This window comes from Streptomyces sp. NPDC031466 (genome assembly GCF_055581265.1).
In genome coordinates this window covers 239,271-262,460 of sequence record NZ_JBVIJT010000010.1, presented here as the reverse complement: position 1 = coordinate 262,460, position 23,190 = coordinate 239,271, and the positions used below count along the sequence as shown (strand labels likewise).

At 71.7% G+C, this 23,190-nt stretch carries 23 protein-coding genes; 15 read left to right on the top strand and 8 right to left on the bottom strand.

Features of this window, described 5'->3' with window-relative positions:
- Positions 1–19: 19 nt before the first annotated feature.
- From ACZ5GP_RS25815 to ACZ5GP_RS25795, 5 genes are all read left to right on the top strand, one after another.
- Positions 20–277 carry a hypothetical protein gene (locus ACZ5GP_RS25815; protein ID WP_358698209.1) on the top strand — a complete coding sequence of 86 codons (258 nt, stop codon included), beginning with the start codon at positions 20–22 and terminating at the stop codon, positions 275–277.
- The gene (locus tag ACZ5GP_RS25810; protein ID WP_468753057.1) at positions 274–1,284 is read left to right on the top strand and encodes a polyprenyl synthetase family protein; all 1,011 of its coding nucleotides are present in this window, start codon (positions 274–276) and stop codon (positions 1,282–1,284) included. Before ACZ5GP_RS25815 ends, ACZ5GP_RS25810 begins: the two co-directional genes overlap by 4 nt.
- A 289-nt stretch (positions 1,285–1,573) precedes the next feature.
- Positions 1,574–2,902, top strand: coding sequence for a LolA family protein (locus tag ACZ5GP_RS25805; RefSeq protein WP_468753056.1), 1,329 nt, complete (start codon positions 1,574–1,576; stop codon positions 2,900–2,902).
- 445 nt (positions 2,903–3,347) lie between these two features.
- Positions 3,348–4,343: an ABC transporter ATP-binding protein gene (locus ACZ5GP_RS25800; RefSeq protein WP_468753171.1), complete on the top strand. Its 996-nt coding sequence runs from the start codon at positions 3,348–3,350 to the stop codon at positions 4,341–4,343.
- The gene (locus ACZ5GP_RS25795) at positions 4,330–5,295 is read left to right on the top strand and encodes an ABC transporter permease (protein ID WP_468753055.1); all 966 of its coding nucleotides are present in this window, start codon (positions 4,330–4,332) and stop codon (positions 5,293–5,295) included. The genes ACZ5GP_RS25800 and ACZ5GP_RS25795 overlap by 14 nt, the downstream gene beginning before the upstream one ends.
- Here the strand turns inward: ACZ5GP_RS25795 and ACZ5GP_RS25790 are convergent.
- Positions 5,285–5,944 (bottom strand): flavodoxin family protein, encoded by a 660-nt coding sequence (locus tag ACZ5GP_RS25790; protein ID WP_468753054.1) that lies wholly within the window; start codon positions 5,942–5,944, stop codon positions 5,285–5,287. The genes ACZ5GP_RS25795 and ACZ5GP_RS25790 overlap by 11 nt on opposite strands.
- 308 nt (positions 5,945–6,252) lie before the next feature.
- Between ACZ5GP_RS25790 and ACZ5GP_RS25785 the strand changes: the two genes are divergently transcribed.
- Positions 6,253–6,441 carry a hypothetical protein gene (locus ACZ5GP_RS25785; RefSeq protein ID WP_468753053.1) on the top strand — a complete coding sequence of 63 codons (189 nt, stop codon included), beginning with the start codon at positions 6,253–6,255 and terminating at the stop codon, positions 6,439–6,441.
- Positions 6,442–6,468: 27 nt separating this feature from the next.
- Here the strand turns inward: ACZ5GP_RS25785 and rarD are convergent, their stop codons facing one another.
- Together rarD and ACZ5GP_RS25775 are read right to left on the bottom strand one after the other, a co-directional pair.
- Positions 6,469–7,458, bottom strand: coding sequence for an EamA family transporter RarD (rarD, locus tag ACZ5GP_RS25780; protein WP_468753170.1), 990 nt, complete (start codon positions 7,456–7,458; stop codon positions 6,469–6,471).
- A gap of 208 nt (positions 7,459–7,666) precedes the next feature.
- On the bottom strand, positions 7,667–8,527 hold the full coding sequence (locus ACZ5GP_RS25775) for an SDR family oxidoreductase (protein ID WP_468753052.1): 861 nt from the start codon (positions 8,525–8,527) through the stop codon (positions 7,667–7,669).
- A 92-nt stretch (positions 8,528–8,619) separates the two neighbouring features.
- Between ACZ5GP_RS25775 and ACZ5GP_RS25770 the strand changes: the two genes are divergently transcribed.
- The gene (locus ACZ5GP_RS25770; RefSeq protein WP_468753051.1) at positions 8,620–9,018 is read left to right on the top strand and encodes a winged helix-turn-helix transcriptional regulator; all 399 of its coding nucleotides are present in this window, start codon (positions 8,620–8,622) and stop codon (positions 9,016–9,018) included.
- A 78-nt stretch (positions 9,019–9,096) separates the two neighbouring features.
- On the opposite strand, the gene ACZ5GP_RS25765 is transcribed toward ACZ5GP_RS25770, so the two are convergent.
- From ACZ5GP_RS25765 to ACZ5GP_RS25745, 5 genes are all read right to left on the bottom strand, one after another.
- Positions 9,097–10,158: a 2-oxoacid:ferredoxin oxidoreductase subunit beta gene (locus ACZ5GP_RS25765; RefSeq protein WP_468753050.1), complete on the bottom strand. Its 1,062-nt coding sequence runs from the start codon at positions 10,156–10,158 to the stop codon at positions 9,097–9,099.
- On the bottom strand, positions 10,151–12,082 hold the full coding sequence (locus tag ACZ5GP_RS25760; protein ID WP_468753049.1) for a 2-oxoacid:acceptor oxidoreductase subunit alpha: 1,932 nt from the start codon (positions 12,080–12,082) through the stop codon (positions 10,151–10,153). The genes ACZ5GP_RS25765 and ACZ5GP_RS25760 overlap by 8 nt, the downstream gene beginning before the upstream one ends.
- Positions 12,083–12,363: 281 nt before the next feature.
- On the bottom strand, positions 12,364–13,023 hold the full coding sequence (locus tag ACZ5GP_RS25755) for a LuxR C-terminal-related transcriptional regulator (protein ID WP_468753169.1): 660 nt from the start codon (positions 13,021–13,023) through the stop codon (positions 12,364–12,366).
- A gap of 235 nt (positions 13,024–13,258) precedes the next feature.
- A complete protein-coding gene (locus ACZ5GP_RS25750; protein WP_468753048.1) occupies positions 13,259–14,617 on the bottom strand; it encodes a sensor histidine kinase in 1,359 nt (452 codons plus the stop codon).
- Positions 14,618–14,734: 117 nt separating this feature from the next.
- Positions 14,735–15,961: a sensor histidine kinase gene (locus ACZ5GP_RS25745; protein WP_468753047.1), complete on the bottom strand. Its 1,227-nt coding sequence runs from the start codon at positions 15,959–15,961 to the stop codon at positions 14,735–14,737.
- A gap of 231 nt (positions 15,962–16,192) precedes the next feature.
- On the opposite strand from ACZ5GP_RS25745, the gene ACZ5GP_RS25740 reads away from it, so the two are divergent.
- Genes ACZ5GP_RS25740 through ACZ5GP_RS25705 form a run of 8 tightly spaced genes read left to right on the top strand, consistent with a single transcriptional unit; the run spans position 16,193 to position 23,190 of the window.
- Positions 16,193–16,582 (top strand): NADH-quinone oxidoreductase subunit A, encoded by a 390-nt coding sequence (locus ACZ5GP_RS25740; protein ID WP_468753046.1) that lies wholly within the window; start codon positions 16,193–16,195, stop codon positions 16,580–16,582.
- Entirely contained in the window at positions 16,573–17,289 is a 717-nt protein-coding gene (locus tag ACZ5GP_RS25735; protein WP_468753045.1) for an NADH-quinone oxidoreductase subunit B, read from the top strand. Before ACZ5GP_RS25740 ends, ACZ5GP_RS25735 begins: the two co-directional genes overlap by 10 nt.
- Positions 17,286–18,593 carry an NADH-quinone oxidoreductase subunit C gene (locus ACZ5GP_RS25730; RefSeq protein WP_468753044.1) on the top strand — a complete coding sequence of 436 codons (1,308 nt, stop codon included), beginning with the start codon at positions 17,286–17,288 and terminating at the stop codon, positions 18,591–18,593. Before ACZ5GP_RS25735 ends, ACZ5GP_RS25730 begins: the two co-directional genes overlap by 4 nt.
- A complete protein-coding gene (locus tag ACZ5GP_RS25725) occupies positions 18,590–19,558 on the top strand; it encodes a complex I subunit 1/NuoH family protein (RefSeq protein ID WP_468753043.1) in 969 nt (322 codons plus the stop codon). The genes ACZ5GP_RS25730 and ACZ5GP_RS25725 overlap by 4 nt, the downstream gene beginning before the upstream one ends.
- Positions 19,559–19,560: 2 nt before the next feature.
- Positions 19,561–20,211, top strand: a complete 651-nt coding sequence (locus tag ACZ5GP_RS25720; protein ID WP_468753042.1) for a NuoI/complex I 23 kDa subunit family protein — start codon at positions 19,561–19,563, stop codon at positions 20,209–20,211.
- On the top strand, positions 20,208–20,783 hold the full coding sequence (locus ACZ5GP_RS25715; protein ID WP_468753041.1) for an NADH-quinone oxidoreductase subunit J family protein: 576 nt from the start codon (positions 20,208–20,210) through the stop codon (positions 20,781–20,783). The genes ACZ5GP_RS25720 and ACZ5GP_RS25715 overlap by 4 nt, the downstream gene beginning before the upstream one ends.
- Positions 20,783–21,199: an NADH-quinone oxidoreductase subunit NuoK gene (nuoK, locus tag ACZ5GP_RS25710; RefSeq protein ID WP_468753040.1), complete on the top strand. Its 417-nt coding sequence runs from the start codon at positions 20,783–20,785 to the stop codon at positions 21,197–21,199. The genes ACZ5GP_RS25715 and nuoK overlap by 1 nt, the downstream gene beginning before the upstream one ends.
- A complete protein-coding gene (locus ACZ5GP_RS25705) occupies positions 21,196–23,190 on the top strand; it encodes an NADH-quinone oxidoreductase subunit 5 family protein (protein WP_468753039.1) in 1,995 nt (664 codons plus the stop codon). The genes nuoK and ACZ5GP_RS25705 overlap by 4 nt, the downstream gene beginning before the upstream one ends.

The window sequence follows — 23,190 nt, the reverse complement described above, 5'->3', positions numbered from 1 at the left end:
GTAGTACGGGAGGAACAGGATGTTTCCGTTCACCCATGCGACAACCGGCACAGAACAGCTTTCTCGGCCGTATGGGCTGATCAAGAACATACCGGTGGTGATCGGCGGGCGCCCGGTCGGCTTTGTGCGGGCAGGTGCTCGCTGTGATCGAAAGGCGACCGGATACGCTGACTTGAGTGATGGCAGCGACACATCGACAAACCGTGTCATCGACCGAGATCCAATGATCGACCGAGTTCGCCATGTGATCGTCAGCAGACAGGAGAACCTCTCGTGACCGTCGTCGGGCCTTTCGGGCTGAGCGTGCGGGACCAGGCTCTCGAAGCCGATGTCCAGGCAGGGTTGGCGGCTGTCGAGGAGGGCCTCCTGGAGGCCACCAAGAGCGCGGTCCCCTTCATCACGGAGGCCGCCCAGCACCTCGTCCGGGCCGGCGGAAAGCGTTTCCGCCCGCTGCTCGTGATGCTCGCCTCCCAGTTCGGCGACCCGGACGCGCCCGGCATCGTGCCCTCCGCCGTGGTCGTCGAGCTCACGCACCTCGCGACGCTCTACCACGACGACGTGATGGACGAGGCGGACGTGCGCCGCGGGGTCGCCAGCGCGAATCAGCGCTGGGGCAACTCCGTGGCCGTCCTGACCGGCGACTTCCTCTTCGCCCGCGCCTCCTACATCCTCGCCGACCTCGGCCCGGAGGCCGTCCGCATCCAGGCGGAGGCCTTCGAACGCCTGGTCACCGGACAGATCCTGGAGACGGCCGGCCCCAGCGAGGGCCGCGACCCGGTCGACCACTACCTCGACGTGCTCGGCGGCAAGACCGGTTCGCTGGTCGCCGTCGCCTGCCGGTTCGGCGCGATGATGTCCGGCGCGCACGAGACCGTCGTGGACGTCCTCACCCAGTACGGCGAGCGGCTCGGCGTGGCCTTCCAGCTCGCCGACGACGTGCTCGACATCGCCTCCGACTCCCACGAGTCCGGCAAGACGCCGGGCACGGACCTGCGCGAGGGCATCCCCACGCTGCCGGTCCTGCGGCTGCGCGAGCGCGTGGCGCGGCTCGGCCTGCCCGAGGACATCGCCCTGAGCGAACTGCTCGCCTCCGACCTCACCGACGACGCCCGGCACGCCGAGGCGCTCGCGGGGCTGCGCGCCCACCCGGCCCTGGAACAGGCCCGCCGGGACACCGTGCGGTACGCGGAAGAGGCGCGGGCCGCGCTGGCGCCGTTGCCGGAGTGCGACGCGAAGATCTCCCTGGTCGAGCTCTGCGACCTCGTGGTGCACCGGGCGGGCTGAGGGTCCACTGCCGACGGCCGGCGGCGTCACCCCCTACGGGACGGGGGAGGCGCCGCCGCTCTGTGTCATCCCGTGGCAGTACGACGAGTTGCGCCCGGGGGCTGACGCTTCTGCGCGGCCGATTTGGTCGGATGGACCTCGGCAAGAACCACCACTCCTGACCAATTCGGGTGAGAATGGCGGCGCGGGGTGGACAAGGGCACGTACGCATGTATGGACGTACCGGCACATGCGGCACGTACCGCACGTACAGGCAGGGCCGCCGCCGACCACGGAGGTAGGGCACACAATGGCACCGTACGGACCGGAACAGGACACCACAGAAGCCGGGGAACCGCGCGCGAGGCGCCGCAAGGCGAGCCGTTACGCGGTCCCGGTCGCGGTGGCGGGGGTGGCGGCGGCAACCATCGGGCTCGTCCCGGCGCTCGCCACCTCGGGCGACCCGGATCTGCCGAAGATCACCGCTCAGGAACTCATCGAGAAGATCGCCGCGTCGGACACCCAGCGGCTTTCCGGCCACGTCAAGATCAGCACGGATCTGGGGCTGCCCTCGGTGGGCGGCCTGGCGGGTGGCGTCGCGGGCGGAGGCGGCGGCGCGGGCCGCGGTGAGGGCGGCGAGGGTTCCGCCGCGGAGCCCGGGAGCAAGCTGATGGAGCTGGCGTCCGGCACGCACACCCTGCGGGTCGCGGCCGATGGCCCCGACAAGCAGAAGGTGTCCGTCCTCGGGAACGCCTCCGAGTACAGCCTGATCCACAACGGCGACGAGGTGTGGGGCTACGACAGCGCCTCGAACGAGGCGTACCACGCCAAGGGCGGCGAGACGGGCTCCGGGAAGGGCCCCGGGAAGGGCGCCGAGTTCGGGAAGGGCGCGGCGAAGGGGTTGCCCGCCACGCCCAAGGACCTCGCCGAACAGGCCCTGAAGGCCGTGGACGGCACGACGTCCGTCACGGTCGACGGGACCGCGCAGGTCGCGGGCCGCGACGCGTACCGCCTGGTCGTCAAGCCGAAGCAGTCCGATTCGACGGTCGGGCAGATCACGGTCGCCGTGGACGCGGAGACGGGTACGCCGCTGAAGTTCACGCTGACCCCGGCCTCCGGGGGCGCGGCCGTGATCGACGCGGGCTTCACGAAGGTCGACTTCGGCAAGCCGTCCGCGGCCACGTTCGACTTCACGCCGCCCAAGGGCGCGAAGGTCACCGAGGCCGACGAACGCGGGGCGCGCGGCGGTGACTTCACGCCCAAGGACGGTGACTTCAAGGGCAAGGGCAAGGGCGAGGGCAAGGGCGAGGGCAAGGGCAAGGGCGAGGGCAAGGGCAAGGGCAAGGAATTCAAGGAAGAGGACCTGAACGATCTGCGGGTCATCGGCGAGGGCTGGGGCTTCATCGCCGAGCTGAAGCTGCCCGGCGGCCAGGGGCTGCCGACGGCCGGTTCGGACGATGTCCCGCCGGACGCGCAGAAGCTGCTGGACTCGCTGGGCGACAAGGTCAGCGGCGAGTTCGGCTCCGGCACGGTCTTCTCGACCCGCCTGGTCAACGCCCTCGTCACCGACGACGGCACGGTCTACGCGGGCGCGGTCACGAAGGACGCGCTGGTGAAGGCGGCGAACGCGGCGCACTAGCGCGCAGGGCCCACGGGAGGTGGGGCGCGGTGGTGCACGGCGGCGCCGCGGGCCGGCACCGCGCACCACCGCGACGCGGACGAGCGGGCCGCATGAGCATGAGCACGAGCGGGAACGTCCGGCACGGCCCGGCCCGCGTGCCGCGTGCGAGCCCGAGGGCGCTGCCGCGCGCGTGCCGGACGGGACAGCCAGGCGCGTGCCGGACGGGACAGCCAGGCGTGTGCCGGACGGGACAGCCAGGCGCGTGCCCGACGGGGCAGCCGGGAACGTGCCGACGGGGCAGCCGGGAGCGTGCCGGACGGGGTTGCCAGAAGCGTGCCCGATGGCACAGCCAGGACAGGACCGGAAGCGTGCCGGACGGGACAGCCAGGAGCGTGCCCGACGGGGCAGCCAGGACAGGACCGGAAGCGTGCCGGACGGGACAGCCGGCCGACGGGAGGAAGCGGTGTCGGGCACGATCGGGGGGACGCCGTCTCTCGTCGGCGGACCATCGCCCCACGTCATCGAGACGCGGGGGCTCACCAAGCGGTACGGCGGACACCTCGCCGTCGACCGGCTGGACCTCGCCGTCCCGCAGGGCAGCGTCTTCGGGTTCCTGGGGCCGAACGGCTCGGGCAAGACGACCACCATCCGCATGCTGATGGGCCTCATCGAGCCGACCTCGGGCACCGCCCGGGTCCTCGGCAGGCCCATGCCGCGCGCCGCCCGCGCCGTGCTCCCGCACGTCGGCGCGCTGATCGAGGGCCCCGCCCTCTACGGCTTCCTGTCGGGCCGCGACAACCTCCTGCGCTACGACTCCGCCGACCCGACGGCCGACCCCCGCACCCGCCGGGTGCGCGCCGAGGCCGCCCTCGACCGGGTGGGCCTGGCCGCGGCCGCCGGCAAGAAGGCGAAGGCGTACTCGCTGGGCATGAAGCAGCGCCTCGGTCTCGCCGCCGCGCTGCTCCGGCCGCGCGGACTCCTCGTCCTGGACGAGCCGACGAACGGCCTCGACCCGCAGGGCATGCGGGAGATCCGCGCCCTGGTGCGGGAACTGGCGGCGGAGGGCACGACCGTCTTCCTGTCCTCGCACCTGCTGGACGAGATCGAGCAGATCTGCACGCACGCTGCCGTGATGAACCGGGGCCGCCTGCTCACCCAGGGCCCGGTCGCCGAGCTGGCGGCGGGCGCGCGCGGCAGGCTGGTCGTGACGACACCGGACCCGGGCGAGGCGGCCCGGGTCCTGAAGGAGCGGGGCGTGGCGGATCTCGTCGTGACGCAGAACCGCGTGACGGGCGAGCCGCCGGTGCAGGACGCGGCCGGCCGGGACGTGGAACTGGCCGAGGTGAATGCCGCGCTGGTGGCGGCGGGCGTCCGCGTCCGGGGCTTCGGCCTCGAACGGGCCTCGCTGGAGGACGCGTTCGTGGCGCTGACGGGGGAGGGCTTCGATGTCGCGGGCTGAGACGGGGGCCGTACCGGAGCCGGGCGGGTCGGGGGCGGGCGCCCCCGGGGCAGGCGGAAGGGAGGCGGGCGCTCCAGATGCAGGCGGAACGGGGCCCGTGCCGGAGCCCCGGCCGAGCTGGACGCTCGGGCTGTTCCGCAGCGAGCTGACGATCACCTTCCGCCGCTGGCGGACCCTCGCGCTGCTCGGCGTGCTCGCCGCCGTGCCGATCGTCGTCGGCATCGCCGTCAAGATCGAGACGAGCGACGGTTCGACCGTCGGCGGGGGCGGCGAGGGCGGCGGCCCCGCGTTCATCGCGCAGATCACCAACAACGGCCTGTTCCTGGTCTTCACCGCGCTCGCGGCGACACTGCCGTTCTTCCTGCCGATGGCGATCGGCGTGGTCGCGGGCGACGCCGTGGCGGGCGAGGCGAACGCGGGCACGCTGCGCTATCTGCTGGTCGCGCCCGCGGGCCGCACCCGCCTGCTGCTCGTCAAGTACGCGACCACGCTGACGTTCTGCCTGGTCGCGACCCTGGTCGTGGCCGCGTCCGCGCTCGCGACGGGCGCGCTGCTCTTCCCGCTGGGCGAGGTCACCACCATCTCCGGCACCCGGCTGGGCTTCGGCGAGGGGCTCTGGCGGGCCCTGCTCGTCGCGCTCGTCGTCGCCGCGTCACTGACCGGTCTCGCGGCGCTCGGCCTGTTCGTCTCGACGCTCACCAGCAGTGGCGTCGCCGCGATGGCGACGACCGTCGGCCTGCTGATCACGGTGCAGATCCTCGACCAGATCCCGCAGCTGGACGCCCTGCACCCGTACTTCTTCTCGCACTACTGGCTGTCCTTCGCCGACCTGATGCGGGAGCCCGTCTACTGGGACGACCTCATCAAGAACCTCCGCGTCCAGGGGCTCTACGCGGCTGTTTTCGGCTCGGCGGCGTGGGCGAGGTTCGGCGCGAAGGACATCATGGCGTGAGGACCGCGTCGCCCGCCTTGTCCGTGTCGCCCGCCGTCTCGCTGGCTGTCCCGCCGGCCGTCTCCTCGTACGGGTAGCGGGCCACGGGCGCCTCCCGCGCGAAGAACGTCTTGGCGCGCAGCAGTGCCTGCTCGTCCGCCAGGACGTTGCCGGGTCGGCTGCCGTTGCCGAGCAGGACGCCGCCGAAGCGCATGGGGAAGAAGGCGGCGGTGTGGTTCAGCGTGTCGATCAGCGGCCCGGCCACCTCCTCCTGGGAGTGCGCGAGCGCCGTCACGCCCCACAGGGTGCGGCCCCGCAGCGACTCCTTGAAGTCGAGCTCCGGCGTCTCCAGCCAGGCGTCCCAGTAGTCGAGGTAGCGCTTGGCGGTGGCCGAGAGCGAGTACCAGTACAGCGGCGACGCGATCACGATGTCCGTGGCGTGCAGCGTGGCGTCCAGGAGCAGGGCCTCCGTGCCCTCGGGGCGCGGCCGGGCGCGGGGCAACGAGTCGTCGTGCCGCAGGTCCTCGAAGTCGGGCAGCGGGTGATCGGAGAGATGTATCCAGCGCTGCTCGACGTCCGAGGGCAGCTGCTCGGCGGCCTTGCGGGCCAGGATCTCGGTGTTGCCGCCGGTGCGGCCGCTGCCGAGGACGAAGAGGAACGAGCGGGTCATGGGAATCCTCCTGGAAGTGGCCGGGGAGCGGCCGAGCGGCGACTTACTTGCGTGTGCACTATATGCATGCGCAAGTAAGGGCGTCCAGGGGTGGAACTCGGCTCGTACTCGTCGACTGCCGGACCTCGCCGTGGTCGGGGCGTACGTGGATGACCCACCCGGAGGCGCAGGTGCCGCCCGACGCGGGACGAGGGCGGTGGGTCGACGCGGAGCGCGCGGGCCGCTGCCGGGGGCGCAGTCGGCGGTGTGGGCGCCGCGGCGATCCGGTGTCCGTCACCATGGGCGCCCGCCTGGAGGATCGTGTTGGCGTGACGAGGAGTGAGTACCTGGACGGCGAGATTCCCCCCGAGCACGAGCGCGAGCATTGCCACACCGCCCCGGTCGACCGCGGCATGGCCGCCCGCCCCCACCAGGTGAGGGTGGGGCAGGCCGAGCGTGGCGACGGGCGCGAGCAGGGCGTGGACGGGCGGCGGGAACCGGGTTACCGGGCGGGCTGAGGCCTGGGGGCAACGGGACCCGGACGGTCAGGCCACCGGCTCCGGCTCGTCCCGGACGGCGGGCTTCCGCTCCATGTCCGCAGCGACGGTCCCGGCGGTGATGGCCTCCGCGGCGTCGGCCTCCGCGGTGATGGCCGCGGGCGTCTCGGTGGCCGGCGTGGCCCGCCGGGCGGCGCCCAGACGGACCGCGTTCCGGCGGGCCGTCCGCAGCGCGTCCCACGTCAGCAGCGAGAGCGCCAGCCACACCAGAGCGAAGCCCGCCCACCGCTCGGGCGGCATCGCCTCGTGGAAGTACAGGATGCCGATCAGGAACTGGAAGACGGGCGCGAGGTACTGGAGCAGCCCCAGCGTGGACAGCGGCACGCGGATCGCCGCCGCCCCGAAGCAGACCAGGGGAACGGCGGTCACCACCCCGGTCGCCGCCAGCAGCGCCGCGTGCCCCGCGCCCGCCGTGCCGAACGTCATGTCGCCCCGCGAGCCGAGCCACACCAGGTAGCCGACGGCGGGCAGGAACTGCACGGCGGTCTCGGCGGCGAGCGACTCCAGGCCGCTCAGGTTGACCTTCTTTTTCACCAGGCCGTACGTCGCGAAGGAGAAGGCGAGGCAGAGCGAGATCCAGGGCGGCTGCCCGTAGCCGAAGGCCAGTACGAGAACCGCCGCGAGCCCGACGGCGACAGCGGCCCACTGCACGGGCCGCAGCCGCTCGCCGAGCAGCAGGACACCCATCGCGATGGTGACCAGCGGGTTGATGAAGTAGCCGAGCGAGGCCTCGACGACGTGGCCGGCGTTCACCGCCCAGATGTAGACGCCCCAGTTGAGCGTGATGACCGCCGCGGCGCTCACCACCAGTCCCAGCCTGCGCGGTCGGCGGACGAGCTCGCGGGCCCATCCCCAACGCCGTACGAAGAGCATCGCGAGGCCCACCACCACGAGGGACCACGCCATGCGGTGCGCGAGGATCTCGCCGGCCCCGGAGGGCTTGAGCAGCGGCCAGAAGAGAGGCACGAGGCCCCACATCCCGTACGCGGCGAAGCCGTTCAGCAGCCCTATGCGCTGCTCGCCCTTCGACTGTCCGGCTGCTCCGCTGTCCACGGCCCCTCCTCGGCGCACGGCAGTCCGACGCTGCCTTCTCGAAGGTAGCGTCGAGAGGCCGCACCTGTCATGTCCGTATGGCCCGGACACTCATGACGCCGAGGAGCCGGGCGCGGCCCGGCCAAGGGCTGCCTCAGCGGCGGAGCCCCGCGGCCACCGCGTCGGCGAGCGGCGTGGTCGGGCGGCCGATCAGACGGGCCAGGTCCCCGCTGGTGCCCGCAAGGCGCCCCCGCCCGATGGCCGCGTCCACGTCGACGAGGATCGCCGCCATCGGCTCGGGCACTCCCGCGCCGGTCAGCACGGCGAGGTGCTCCTCGGCCGGCACGTTCGCATGGCTGATGTCCTTGCCGCTCTGCCGGGCGACCTCGGCGGCATACTCGGCCAGGCTCCACGCGACGTCGCCGCTCAGCTCGTAGGTCTTGCCCTCGTGGCCCTCGCCGGTGAGTACGGCGACGGCGGCCGCGGCGTAGTCGGCGCGCGAGGCCGAGGCGATACGGCCCTCGCCCGCGGAGCCGATGACCACGCCGTGCTCCAGCACCGGGGCGAGGTGCTCGGTGTAGTTCTCGTGGTACCAGCCGTTGCGCAGGAAGGTGAACGGCAGGCCGGAGTCGAGGATCAGCCGCTCGGTGGCCTTGTGCTCGGCCGCCAGGTCGAAGTCGGCCTCCGGGCCGCCGAGGATGCCCGTGTAGGCGAGCAGCGCCACGCCCGCCTCGCGCGCGGCGTCGATCACCGCGCGGTGCTGCTCCACGCGCCGCCCGACCTCGCTGCCGGAGATCAACAGCACGCGGTCACCCGCGTGGAAGACGCCGCGCAGGGTCGCGGGGTCGTTGTAGTCGGCCGTGCGCAGCTCGACGCCGCGCTCCGCGAGCTCGGCGGCCTTGCCCTTGTCGCGCACGACGGCTGCGATCTCCCCCGCGGGGACCTCGGCGGCGAGCAGTCCCTCGATGACGAGACGGCCCAGGTTCCCGGTGGCTCCGGTGACAACGATGCTCATGTCTGAAATCTCCACTTCCGATGCGGTCTGCCACTCACTCTAAGCCCGGCACTAACTATGCGTAAGTACCCACTTTGAAGTAAGGTACTGGTATGTCCGTAAGCCCTGGAACCCGTGGCGTCAACGAAGAGATGTGCCCCTACCGCCTGGTCCTGGAGCACGTCACCAGCCGCTGGGGTGTCCTGATCCTGATCGCGCTCGAAGAACGCTCGTACCGCTTCAGCGAGCTGCGCCGCGAGATCGGTCGCGTCAGCGAGAAGATGCTGACCCAGACCCTGCAGACCCTGGAGCGCGACGGCCTGGTGCACCGCGACGCCAAGCCGGTCATCCCGCCCCGCGTGGACTACTCCCTGACGGACCTCGGCCGCGAGGCCGCCGAGCAGGTCAGAACCCTCGCGGCCTGGACGGAACGGCGCATGGCCGACGTGCAGAAGGCGCGCCAGGAGTACGACCAGAAGGCGCGCCAGGCGTACGACGAAGCCCGGCCCTGAGACCTTGAAGGCGCAGAGCCGGGCTCGGTGCGAAGGCGTCCGCCGGCGAGGGCGGTCCTCGGCCGGGGCGGTTCCCGGTCAGCCGGTGACGGTCCAGGTGTCGGTGCCGGTGAGCAGTGCGGCGAGGTCGCCCTTGCCGTTCTGTTCGATGGCGGTGTCGAGCTGGTCGGCCATGAGGGTGTCGTAGACCGGGCGTCGGATGTCGCGGAAGACGCCGATCGGGGTGTGGTGCAGCGTGTCGGGGTCCGCGAGGCGGGAGAGCGCGAACGCTGTGGTGGGGGAGGTGGCGTGGGCGTCGTGGGTGAGGATGTCGGCCTCGTTGGCCGGGGTGACGGCGACGACTTCGAGGTCGCCGGTGGCCGGGTCGCGCACGACGCCCTTCGACTGGTCGGTGCCGAAGCGGATCGGCTGTCCGTGTTCCAGGCGGATGACGGCTTCCTCGGCCTGCTGTTTGTCCTTGAGGACCTCGAAGGCGCCGTCGTTGAAGATGTTGCAGTTCTGGTAGATCTCCACCAGCGCCGTGCCCGGGTGCTCGGCGGCCGCGCGCAGCACCGACGTGAGGTGTTTGCGGTCGGAGTCCACCGTCCGTGCCACGAAGGAGGCCTCCGCGCCGATGGCCAGGGAGACGGGGTTGAACGGGGCATCCAGGGAGCCCATCGGCGTGGATTTGGTGATCTTGCCGAGCTCCGAGGTGGGGCTGTACTGGCCCTTGGTCAGGCCGTAGATGCGGTTGTTGAAGAGCAGGATCTTCAGGTTGACGTTGCGGCGCAGGGCGTGGATCAGGTGGTTGCCGCCGATGGACAGGGCGTCGCCGTCGCCGGTGACCACCCACACGCTCAGGTCGCGGCGGGAAGAGGCCAGGCCGGTGGCGATGGCGGGGGCGCGGCCGTGGATGGAGTGCATCCCGTAGGTGTTCATGTAGTACGGGAAGCGGGAGGAGCAGCCGATGCCGGAGACGAAGACGATGTTCTCTTTGGCCAGGCCCAACTCGGGCATGAAGCCCTGGACGGCGGCCAGGACGGCGTAGTCGCCGCAGCCCGGGCACCAGCGCACTTCCTGGTCGGTCTTGAAGTCCTTCATGGACTGTTTGGCCTCGGTCTTGGGGACCAGGTGCAGCAGTGCGTTGCCGGAGTCAGTCATCGATGGCCTCCTTGAGAGCCGTGGCCAGCTGCTCGGCCTTGAACGGCATGCCGTTGACCTGGTTGTACGAGACCGCGTCCACCAGGTACTTCGCCCGGACGAGGGTGGCGAGCTGGCCGAGGTTCATCTCCGGGATCACCACCTTGGAGTAGCGGCCCAGGATGTCGCCCAGGTTGCGGGGGAAGGGGTTGAGGTGGCGCAGATGGGCCTGGGCGATGGGGACGCCGGCCGCGCGCAGCCGGCGCACGGCCGCGGTGATGGGTCCGTAGGTGGAGCCCCAGCCCAGGACCAGCGTGTCCGCTTCCCCGCTGGGGTCCTCGACGTCGAGGTCGGGCACCTCGATGCCATCGATCTTGGCCTGCCGGGTGCGGACCATGAAGTCGTGGTTGGCCGGGTCGTAGGAGATGTTGCCCGTGCCGTCCTGTTTCTCGATGCCGCCGATCCGGTGTTCCAGCCCCGGCGTTCCCGGAATCGCCCACGGCCGTGCCAGCGTGCGCGGATCCCGTTTGTAGGGCCAGAACACCTCGCTGCCGTCGGCCTGGGTGTGATTGGGGCCGGTGGCGAACTGCACGCGCAGATCGGGCAGTTCCTCCGGTTGCGGGATACGCCACGGCTCGCTGCCGTTGGCCAGATAGCCGTCGCTGAGCAGGAAGACGGGGGTGCGGTAGGTCAGCGCGATCCGCGCCGCCTCCAGCGCAGCGTCGAAGCAGTCCGCCGCGGTCCTGGGGGCCACCACCGGCACCGGCGCCTCGCCGTTGCGCCCGTACATCGCCTGCAGCAGGTCCGCCTGCTCGGTCTTGGTCGGCAGCCCAGTGGAAGGGCCGCCGCGCTGGATGTCCACGATCAGCAGCGGCAGTTCCAGGGAGACCGCCAGACCGATCGTCTCCGACTTCAGCGCCACGCCGGGCCCGGAGGTCGTCGTCACCGCCAGCGACCCGCCGAACGCCGCCCCCAGCGCCGCCCCGATCCCGGCGATCTCGTCCTCCGCCTGGAACGTGCGCACCCCGAAGTTCTTGTGCCGGGACAGCTCATGCAGGATGTCCGAGGCCGGCGTGATCGGATACGAACCCAAGTACAGCGGCAGATCCGCCTGACGCGCCGCCGCGATCAATCCGTACGACAGCGCCAGGTTGCCGGAGATATTGCGGTAGGTGCCCGCGGGGAACGCGGCCGCCGCCGGCGCCACCTCGTACGAGACCGCGAAGTCCTCGGTCGTCTCCCCGAAGTTCCACCCCGCGCGGAACGCCGCGACATTCGCCTCCGCGATCTCGGGCTTCTTCGCGAACTTCGACCGCAGGAACCGCTCCGTGCCCTCCGTCGGCCGGTGATACATCCACGACAACAAGCCCAGCGCGAACATGTTCTTGCAACGCCCCGCGTCCTTGCGCGAGAGGTCGAAGTCCTTCAACGCCTCCACCGTCAACGCCGTCAACGGCACCTGGTGCACCCGGTAGGCGTCCAGCGAACCGTCCTCCAGCGGCGAGGTGTCGTACCCGACCTTCTGCATCGCCCTCGTGGAGAACTCATCCGTGTTCACGATGATCTCCGCGCCCCGCGGCACGTCCCCGATGTTCGCCTTCAGCGCCGCCGGATTCATCGCCACCAGCACATTCGGCGCATCCCCTGGAGTAAGGATGTCGTGATCGGCGAAATGCACCTGGAAAGAGGACACACCCGGCAACGTCCCCGCCGGCGCCCGGATCTCCGCCGGGAAGTTCGGCAACGTCGACAGGTCGTTGCCGAACGACGCGGTCTCCGACGTGAAACGGTCACCCGTCAGCTGCATGCCATCACCCGAGTCACCCGCGAAGCGGATGATCACCCGGTCGAGGCGCTGTACGTCTTTTCCACCCGCGGGCCTGCGTTGCTCTCCGACGATTGCCTCGTCGGCCTGCTCGGCTTCGCTACTGACCTGGCTGGTCACTGAACTGGACCTCCCTCAAGGCGGCTGAGGGTAAACGCCGGGACGCCCGGCGTTCCCAAGGCCCACCCTACGTCTGTAAGGGGTGCCTGCCCCGGGTGGCTCGTATTTTGAATGTCCTTTTGAGACGGTTTTCTGTCCCGTTTTGCCATGATGTGCCCGACCCCCCGGCCCCTCGTAGCTGACGCTCCCGCTCATCCTTTGGTTGTAGGACTCTCTACGGCCTGCCCCTGACCGCTGCCTGACCCGGACCTGACGTCCCCCGTTCGCGTGTCCCCGGTCGGTCAGGAGTTGAGGTAGGTCAAGACCGCGAGCACCCGGCGGTGGTCCCCGTCGCTCGGGGACAGGCCGAGCTTCAGGAAGATGTTGCTCACGTGCTTCTCGACGGCGCCGTCGCTCACCACGAGCTGGCGGGCGATCGCGGAGTTCGTCCGGCCCTCCGCCATCAGCCCGAGCACCTCCCGCTCCCGCGGAGTGAGCCCCGCGAGGACGTCCTGCTTGCGGCTGCGGCCCAGCAGCTGCGCGACGACCTCCGGGTCGAGCGCCGTGCCGCCCTCGGCCACCCGCACCACCGCGTCCACGAAATCGCGCACATCGGCGACCCGGTCCTTCAGCAGATAGCCCACGCCCCGGCTGGATGCGGCGAGCAGTTCGGTGGCGTACTGCTCCTCGACGTACTGCGAAAGGACCAGCACCCCGAGCCCCGGGTGGCGGTGGCGCAGCAGCACCGCCGCCCGTACCCCCTCGTCGGTGTGTGTCGGCGGCATCCGCACATCGGCGACGACCACGTCCGGCAGGGCGTCCCGGGCCGCGAGATCCGTGATCGTCTCGATCAGCGCGTCGGCGTCCCCCACCCCCGCGACCACGTCATGCCCGCGGTCGGTCAGCAACCGGGTCAGGCCCTCCCTGAGCAGCACCGAATCCTCGGCGATGGCCACCCGCACTTTGTCCTCCACTGTTCTTGTCCCCCCGCGCTCGTCCGGCGGCCCGGGTCCGACGTCCGTCGCGTCGGCCGACCGTCCGGCACCTCAGTATCGCGCGATCCACGGCCGGCCACTTGGGCCTGTGGATAACTGCCCCGCCCGCCGCGCGGGGTCGGACGGTCGGGGTCGGACGGTCGGGGTCAGACGGTCGGGGTCGGACGGTCGGGGTTAGACGGCCGGGGTCAGACGGGCCGGGTCAGGCGTGCCGCCACGGAAGTTCCGCCGTTATCGTCGTCGGGCCGCCCCGCGGCGAGTCGACCACCAGGATTCCGTCGACCGCGTCCAGCCGCTCCGCGAGGCCGGTGAGACCCGAGCCCGCCATGACGTCGGCGCCGCCCGTGCCGTTGTCCGTGACCTGGAGCATCAGACGGTCCTCGGAACGCCATACGTCGACCGCGCCCTGGGTCGCCCGGCTGTGCTTGCTGATGTTCTGGAGCAGCTCGGAGACCGTGAAGTAGGCGATGCCCTCGATGGCGGCCGCCGGCCGGCTCGGCAGGTCCACCTCCACCTGGACCGGCACGGTGCAGCGCGCGGCCAGCGCGGAGAGCGCCGCGTCGAGACCGCGGTCGGTGAGGACGGCCGGATGGATGCCGCGGGCCAGGTCACGTAGCTCCTGAAGGGCGACCTTCACCTCGCCGTGCGCCTCGTCCACCATGCGGGCCGCGGCCGCGGGGTCCTCGGCCAGCTTCTCCTTGGCCAGCCCCAGATCCATGGCGAGGGCGACCAGGCGGGCCTGCGCGCCGTCGTGCAGATCGCGCTCGATGCGGCGCAGATCGGCGGCGGCGGTGTCCACGACCACGCCCCGGTCCGACTCCAGCTCGACGACGCGGGTCGCGAGCCGCGAGGGGCCCAGCAGCCCCTGCACCATCACGCGGTCCACCGTCGTCAGGGCCCGCAGGATCCACGGCGTGGCCAGCGTTATCAGCAGGCCGGTCGCCGCCGTGACGCCGATCTCGAAGGGGTTGTCGAGGTAGATGCGGTGGCCGTCGTCGCCGTAGAGCTGGATGCCGCCCTGGCCGCCGTAGACCGGGAAGAGCCAGAACCACAGCGGGTACGTGAGCATCATCCAGCCGTACGACCAGAAGACCACCGTCACGACGAACGAGAACAGCGACCAGGGCAGCTTCAGCACCGAATAGAGCAGGTGCCGCCAGGACGCGCCGGACTTGAGGACGGCCCCGATGACCGCCATGGCGCCGCCGCCCTTGGGCCGCAGCGGCTCCGGGGCTGCCACGTCCAGGTCGAGCAGGCCCCGGGCGCGCGTCCGCTCCAGGGCGCCGATGCCGCGACAGCCGGCGAGGGCCCCGGCCAGTACCGGTATGCCGATGAAGGTGATCAGCAGGCCCATGCCGAGGGAGAGCATCGTGACGGCGAAGACGAAGGACATGACGCCTATGGGCAGGCTCAGCAGGGTGTAGCCGAACTCCTTCCAGGTCCGCGCCTCGATCGGGGCGCGCAGCCCCGCCGGGAGACGGCGGCGCCTGTCCGCTCCACCCGTTCCGCGCAGGTCCGGCCGGTCCCTGTGCGCGTACCCCTGTCCGTACTCTGTGGCCATCGCTGCCGTCCGTTTCTGCTGAAGCTGCCTGGTTCCCGTGTTCTCCTGCTTCCAGCCTCGCCGCCGCGGGGGCCGGGGACCATGGAGCAGGTCGGCGTCTTCGGGCGGGGGTTTTCCCTACCTTCCGCGCGCGCCGGACACGTGGTCCTGCGCCCGGTCGCGCCACGGCAGCTCCGCGGTGATCGTCGTCGGTCCGCCCTGCGGCGAGACGATCGCCAAGAGGCCGTCGACCGACCCGAGCCGGTCCGAGAGCCCCGCCAGGCCGCTGCCGCCGTCGAGCCCGGCCCCGCCCCGACCGTCGTCCCACACCTGTATGAGCAACCGGTCGTCCGCCCGCCACACCTCTACGCTCGCGCTCCTCGCCCCGCTGTGCTTGCTGATGTTCTGGAGCAGCTCGGAGACCGTGAAGTAGGCGATGCCCTCGATGGCCGCCGCCGGCCGCTCCGGCAGGTCGGCGGTCACCTTCACGGGCACCGTGCAGCGCGACGCCACGGAGGACAGCGCCGCGTTCAGCCCGCGGTCGGTGAGGACCGCCGGATGGATGCCGCGAGCCAGGTCACGCAGCTCCTGAAGGGCCAGTTTCACCTCGCCGTGGGCCTCGTCGACCATCGAGGCCGCGACCTCGGGGTCCTCCAGGAGCTTCTCCTTGGCGAGGCCGAGACCCATGGCGAGGGCGACCAGGCGGGCCTGCGCGCCGTCGTGCAGATCGCGCTCGATGCGGCGCAGATCGGCGGCGGCGGTGTCCACGACCACCCCCCGGTCGGACTCCAGCTCGGCGATGCGCCGCTCCAGCTCGTCCGAGGGACAGAGCAGCCCGCGCACCATCGCCCGGTCGGCGTTGGTGAGGCCCCGGACGATGAAGGGCAGCACCGGCCAGAGCACGAACAGCCCCGTGATCGTCACGGCGAAGGTGAGCACCCCCCACGGCAGCCGGATGAACGCGTACAGCATGGTGCGCCACCCCACCGGGTCCTTCAGGCTCGACCAGAGCCAGCCGAAGATGCCGCCACCGCCGAGCACCAACATCGGACTCGGCTCCTCGACCCGCACCCCGAGCAGCTTCCTGGCCCGCGCCCGCTCGGCCCTGCCCAGCCAACGGGCCCCCGACAACCCCGCCGCGAGCAGCGGCAACCCGACGGCCGTGACCGTCAGCGGGACACCCACGGCCAGCACGACCACCGCGTAGACGAAGCCGGCGATGCCGAGCGGCAGGTTCACCAGGAGGTGAGCGATCTCCTTCCAGGTGTGCCGGTCGTACGCGAATCGCGCGGGCGGCGGTCGGTCGTCGTACGAGGGCCCGGGCGACATCGGGTCGTCGGGCAGGGGCATGGCGCGTGCGGTCATATGCGCCAGAGTGCCCGGCGCGCCGCCGTAACGCCATGAGGTCCTCTCCCGGGTCACCGGGGGGATAACCCCACCCCGCCCTGCCCGAAGCGTGACACTCTGCTTACTCCGTCTTTAGCAGGCCCTAGACTCCCGTGCGTACAGATCGTCGAACAGGCTCGGGATCACGGGCGGCCGGCCAGGGATCAAGGGCGCTCAGGGAGTGAGGACTGACGTGAGTGAGGGGCTGACGTGCACGTGACGAACGTCGCGGCGAGCTACTACCAGTCGTACTCCGTCGTCGGGCTGCTCGCCGTCGTGGGCGTGCTGTTCGTCGCCGTCGCGTTCGGCGCGGGGCGCCTGTTGCGCCCGGTGGTGCCCACCCCCGAGAAGCTCCTGACGTACGAATGCGGTGTCGACCCCGTCGGCGAGGGCTGGGCCCACACCCAGGTCCGCTACTACGTCTACGCCTTCCTCTACGTGATCTTCGCCGTCGACTCGATCTTCCTCTTCCCCTGGGCGACGGTCTTCGCCGCGCCCGGCTACGGCGCGGCGACGCTCGTGGAGATGTTCATCTTCCTCGGCTTCCTCGCCGTGGGCCTGCTGTACGCATACAAGAAGGGCGTCCTCGCATGGACGTGAGTGCCGTGACCCCCGCTCCCGTGGAGACCCCCGCTCCCGTGGATCTTCCGGAGCCGAAGCGGCTTGGCGTGCTCTCCCGCCTGGCCCCCGAGCCGATGAAGGTGGTCCTCAACTGGGGCCGCCGGTACTCCCTGTGGGTCTTCAACTTCGGCCTCGCCTGCTGCGCCATCGAGTTCATCGCCGCCTCCATGGCACGCCACGACTTCATCCGGCTCGGCGTCATCCCGTTCGCGCCGGGGCCGCGCCAGGCCGACCTGATGGTCGTCTCCGGCACGGTCACCGACAAGATGGCCCCCGCCGTCAAGCGCCTGTACGAGCAGATGCCCGAACCGAAGTACGTCATCTCCTTCGGCGCCTGCTCCAACTGCGGCGGCCCCTACTGGGACTCGTACTCCGTCACCAAGGGCGTCGACCAGATCATCCCGGTCGACGTGTACGTGCCCGGCTGCCCGCCGCGGCCAGAAGCACTGCTCCAGGGCATCCTCAAGCTCCAGGAGAAGATCGCCGCCGAGTCGCTGGGGGAGCGGTACGGCAACGGCACGGACGGCAAGGACACGGACGGCAAGGGCACGCGGCCCTCCGCGGCGGCGCTGCGCAGCGGTCTCGTGCAGGGGCCGGCTGCCGCGCCCGAGACGCAGACGACCCCAGAGACGCAGACGAGCCCAGAGACGCAGTCGACCGCCGAGGCCCAGGAAGGTGACCGGTGACCGGCTGGCTGCCGAGCCCCGTCGAGGAGCTCTTCGGCGCGGAGGCGACGGCCGAGGAGTCGTACGACGTACTGACCGTCGACGTCCCCTCGGCCCAGTGGACCACCGCCCTGGAAACCGCCCGCGCCACGCTGGGCTGCACCTACTTCGACTGGCTGAGCGCCGTCGACGAGCCCGGCACGGGCTTTCGCGTCGCCGCCCACGTCGTCGCGCTCTCCCCGGTACGACGCCTCCTCCTGCGGACGACGGTCGCGCACGACGCGCCGGTGCTCGCCTCGGCCGTGGACGTCTACGCGGGCGCCGCCTGGCACGAGCGCGAGACGCACGAGATGTTCGGCGTGACGTTCGAGGGCCACCCCGGGCTGACCCCGCTGCTGCTGCCCGAGACCTTTGAGGGCCACCCTTTGCGCAAGGACTTCGTCCTCGCGGCGCGCGTCGCGAAGGCCTGGCCGGGCGCCAAGGAGCCGGGCGAGTCCGAGCACGGCGGCCCCAAGCGGCGCCAGATGCTGCCGCCCGGTGTTCCCGACCCCAACGAATGGGGCCCCCTGAAGGGCCAACTCCCCCCGGCCCCGGCCCGAACCGCTCGTGCGGCGGGCGCGCCCGGCCGTGCGGCGGCCGGTGAGCGCCCGGTGCGGCGGGCCCGCTCGGTGAGCGAGGGCTCGGCAAGCCAGGCGACGACTCCGCCGGCGGTCGGCGCTTCCGGTACCGGAGGAACCTCGCCTGCGGACCAGGCAGCCGCTGAGCCCGCCGAGGCCCGGTCGGCGGCGACCCCGCCCCGCCCCCCGAGGCGCTCGCGCAGCGTCAGCCAGGGTTCGGCGTCCCAGCGGGCGGAAGCTTCCCCTTCGTCGGAGACGGGGACCCCGCCCACGGACGCGGGAACCCCGCCCACGGAGACGGAAACCCCGCCCACAGACGCGGCGTCAGCGACACCGCCGATGCCGGAACCGGCTCCCGCGTCCAAGGCGGCCCCGGCGACCGGGGCGAGCCCCGCTTCCGAGGCAAGTCCCGCCTCCGAGGCGTCCCCGGCGACCGAGGCAACGCCTGCCCCCGCACCCACCGCGGAGCCCGAGCCCAAGCGGCGCCCAGCCCCGCGCAGCTCCGACGCCCCGTGGCACCACGCCCGCCCGACGTTCGGCGACGCCGAGCCCTCAGGGCCCGAGCAGCCCACCCCCACCGAGTCCGCCGAGTCCACGGGGTCCACCGGGTCCACCGAGGCAACGGAGGCCACCGAGGACGCAGAGTCCACGGAACCCGGCCCCGACCAGAACCCGGAGACCGGCGAACGCCGAGGAGGCACCGAGTGAACGACGCCCTCGACGTCGCCCTGCGCCTCGTCATCGTCTTCGCGGCGTTCCTGGTCCTGCCCCTCGTGGTCGGCCAGACCGAGCACAAGGTGATGGCCCACATGCAGGGCCGCCTCGGCCCTATGTACGCCGGCGGTTTCCACGGCTGGGCACAACTCGTCGCCGACGGCGTCAAGTTCGCCCAGAAGGAGGACATCGTCCCGGCCGACGCCGACCGCCGGGTCTTCCAGCTGGCCCCCGCGATCGCCCTCCTCCCCTACCTCCTCGTCCTGGTCGCGATCCCGATCGGCCCCGGCGAAGGCGCGGTCGGCGAGGTCGTCGACGCCGGCATCTTCTTCGTCCTCGCGGTCATGGGCATCGGTGTCCTCGGTTCCCTCATGGCGGGCTGGGCCAGCGCCAACAAGTTCTCCCTCCTCGGCGGCCTGCGCACCGCCGCCCAGCTCCTCGCCTACGAGCTGCCGATGCTGCTCGCCGCCGCCTCGGTCGCGATGGCGGCGGGCACCGTCTCGCTGCCCGCCATCGTGGACGCGTTCGAGTGGTGGTGGCTGCCCTGGCAGATCGTCGGCGCCCTGGTCTTCTTCGTCGCGGGCCTCGCCGAACTCCAGCGGCCGCCCTTCGACATGCCCGTCGCCGACTCCGAGATCATCTTCGGCGCCTACACCGAGTACACCGGTCTGCGCTTCGCCCTGTTCCTCCTCGCCGAGTACGCCGGGATCGTCGTCCTGTGCGGCCTGACCACCGTCCTCTTCCTGGGCGGCTGGCACGGCCCGGGGGGCGCCGACGGGCTCGGCTGGGTCTGGACCCTGCTGAAGACGGCCGTCCTCGCCTTCGTCGTGATCTGGCTGCGCGTCTCCTACCCCCGTCTGCGTGAGGACCAGCTGCAAAAGCTCGCCTGGACCACGCTCGTGCCCCTCGCCCTCGCGCAGATCGCGCTCACCGGAATCGTGAAGGTGGCGATCTCCTAACCATGTCCCCCGTCCCCGGATCCGGCCTCGCCAAGGGCCTCGCCGTCACCCTCCGCACGATGACGAAGAAGACCGTCACCGAGCAGTACCCGGAGCACCAGCCCGAACTGCCGCCCCGCACCCGGGGCGTCATCGGCCTGTTCGAGGAGAACTGCACGGTCTGCATGCTCTGCGCCCGTGAGTGCCCCGACTGGTGCATCTACATCGACTCCCACAAGGAGACCGTCCCGCCCGCCGCCCCCGGCGGCCGTGAGCGCAGCCGCAACGTCCTCGACCGCTTCGCCATCGACTTCTCCCTCTGCATGTACTGCGGCATCTGCATCGAGGTCTGCCCCTTCGACGCCCTGTTCTGGTCACCGGAGTTCGAGTACGCCGAGACCGACATCCACGAACTCACCCACGAGCGCGACAAGCTCCGCGAGTGGATGTGGACGGTCCCGGCCCCGCCCGCCCTGGACCCCGGCGCCGAGGACCCGAAGGAACTCGCTGCCGCCCGCAAGACCGCCGAAAAGCTGGCAGCCGCCGAAGCCGCCGAAGCCGCCGAAGCCGCCGAAGCCGCTGCCTCCCAGTCGCCGGGCACCCCCTCCGAGCCGACGGCCGCCACGCCCGAGCCGCCGGCCACCGGCCCCGAGACGAAGGGCGGGGAGTCGTGAACATCGCCGCCGAAACGCACGGCTTCCTCTCCCCGACCGGCGTCGAGATCGCCTTCCTCCTCGTCGGTCTCCTCACACTCGGCGCGGCGGTCATCACCGTCACGACCAGGCAGCTCGTGCACGCCGCCCTGTGGCTGGTCGTGGCATTGGGCGGCCTCGCCGTCGAGTACCTCCTGCTGACCGCGGAGTTCATCGCCTGGGTGCAGGTCCTCATCTACGTCGGCTCCGTCGTGGTCCTGCTCCTCTTCGGTCTGATGCTCACGAGGGCACCCATCGGCCGTTCCCCGGACGCCGATTCGGGCAACCGCCCGGTCGCGCTCGCGGTGGCCCTCGTCGCCGCGTCCGCCCTGGTCTGGGTCGTCGTGGACGCCTTCCGCACCACGGTGATCGACCTGGACGGCGCCGCCCAAGGCTCCACCCGCGTGAGCGGATCGATCCTCTTCCGGCACTGGGTGCTCCCCTTCGAGGCGCTCTCCGTCCTGCTGCTCGCCGCCCTGATCGGCGCGATCGCCCTGTCCCGCAGGAACGCCGCGGCGGATGCCCGGGCCACGGACCGCGAGGAGAACCGCTGATGCACCTCCACCTCGCCTATCCGGCCGTCCTCGCCGTCCTCCTCTTCTGCGTCGGCCTCTACGGCGTACTCGCCCGGCGCAACGCGATCCTGGTCCTGATGTCCGTCGAGCTGATGCTCAACGCCGTCAACCTCAACCTCGTCGCCTTCGACGTCTGGCTCCGCGACTCCCTCCACGCCGGTCAGGCGCTGACCCTGTTCACCATCGCCATCGCCGCCGCCGAGATCGGCATCGGCCTCGCCATCGTCCTCGCGGTCTACCGCAACCGCGGCACCTCCGCCGTCGACGCCCTCCGCGACACCGCCGAGCCCTCCGCACCCGACGCGGCCGAGGAATCGCAGGAGCCGGACGAGTCGCAGGACCCCCAGCAGTCACAGCAGTCACCGCAGTCGCAGAAGGCCGAGGCCACCGCGTGACCACGACCACCCTCGCCGTCCTCGTCCCCCTTCTGCCGTTCCTGGGCGCGGCCGCCGGCCTGCTCCTGGGCCGCCGGGCTCCCGGGCTCGTACGCCCCCTCGCGGTCCTGCCCACCCTGACGGCGCTGCTGCTCGCCGTGCTCGTGGCCGTCCGCCAGGGCGGCGGCCGCTCGGTCGACGCGGCGACCGAGCTGACCCCGACCGGTTCGGTCCCCGTCGAACTCGCCCTGCACATCGACGGCTTCGCCGCCCTCGTCGCCGTCCTGGTCGGCGTCGTCGCCTCCTGCGTGCAGATCTACTCGACGGGCTACCTCCGCGAGGACCCGCGCTACCCCTCCTACGCCGCTCTCGTCTCCCTCTTCACCTCCGCGATGCTGCTCGTCGTCTACTCCGGCGACCTGATGGTGCTCCTGGTCGGCTGGGAGGTCATGGGCATCTGCTCGTACTTCCTCGTGGGCCACTACTGGGAGACGCCCGAGGCGCGCGCGGCCTCCCTGAAGGCCTTCCTGGTCACCAAGCTCGGCGACGTCCCCTTCCTGATCGGCCTGTTCGCCCTCGCCGCGGACACGGGCTCGTTCCGCATCACGACGATCACCGCGCGCGTCGCGGACGGCGGTCTGGACCACCCCACCCTCATCGCCCTGCTGCTCCTCGCGGGCGTCGCGGGCAAGTCCGCGCAGTTCCCGCTGCACACCTGGCTGCCCGACGCGATGGCGGGCCCCACGCCCGTCTCCGCGCTGATCCACGCCGCGACGATGGTCGCCGCCGGTGTCTACTTCGTGGCCCGGCTCCTCCCCGTCTTCGCCGCCTCCGGGGCGGCCCTGGTCGTCCTCGCCGTCATGGCCGCCGTCACGATGGCCGGTTCGGCCCTCGCCGCGCTCGCCCAGGACGACATCAAGCGCGTCCTCGCGTACTCGACGATCGGCCAGCTCGGCTACATGACCGGCGCCCTCGCCGTCGGCGACCGCGGTGCCGCCGTCTTCCACCTCCTGTCCCACGGCGCCTTCAAGGCGCTGCTGTTCCTCACCGCGGGCGTGCTGATCCACGCCGCCGGCACCAACTCGCTGGCCGCCATGTCCCGCATGACGGGCCTGCGCGACCGCGTCCCGGACGCCTACTGGACGATGACCGTGGCGCTCCTCGCGCTCGCCGCGATCCCGCCGTTCAGCGGCTTCTTCTCCAAGGAGGCCGTCCTCGGCGCCGCCGAGCACACGGCCACCGGCCATGCCGGCCCCGTGCCCGCCGCCGCCGGCTGGATCGTCCTCGTCGCCGGTCTGCTCACCGCCCTCCTCACCGCCGCGTACGCGACGCGCCTGTGGCTGCTCGCCTTCCACGGCAGGGGCGCCGAGGTCCCTGACCACGGGAAGCAGCCGCTCGCCATGACGGCCGTGCTGTGGGTGCTCGCGGTGCCCTCCCTCGCCTTCGGTACCGCCGTCGGTGTCCTGCCGGACTGGTTCGACGGCCACTCGCTCTCCCCGACGCTCACGACCTCCGTCCTCGGCACGGGTCTGGCGCTCGCCGGCGCCCTCGTCATGTACGGCGCGTGGCGGCACACCACCGCGCGCGCCGCGCGCGTCCCGCTGGGCGCCGTCGCGGCGAGCCCGGAAGGTGACGGCGGGCAGGTCGAGGCAGAGGCCATCGCCTCGCACGCCCCCGCGTACGGAGACGTCGCCTCGGCCGACGACCCGGCGGACCCGGGCCGCCTGCTGCTCGGGCCCGTGCACCGCCACGCGGCCGCCGGTTTCCGCCTCGACGCCGCCTACGCCGCCCTGTTCGTCCGCCCGGTCCAGGCCGCCGCACGCCTCGTCCGCTTCCTCGACCGCGAGGTCGTCGAGACGTACGTGCGCGGCGCGGGCACCGTGCCCCGCTGGCTCGGCGCGGCCGTCCGGCGCGCGCAGACCGGCAACATCCAGACCTATCTGAGCGCGCTGCTCGCAGGCACGGTCGTCCTGGCCGTCGCCGCCGTCCTTGTCGCCACCGCCGGAGCGTGA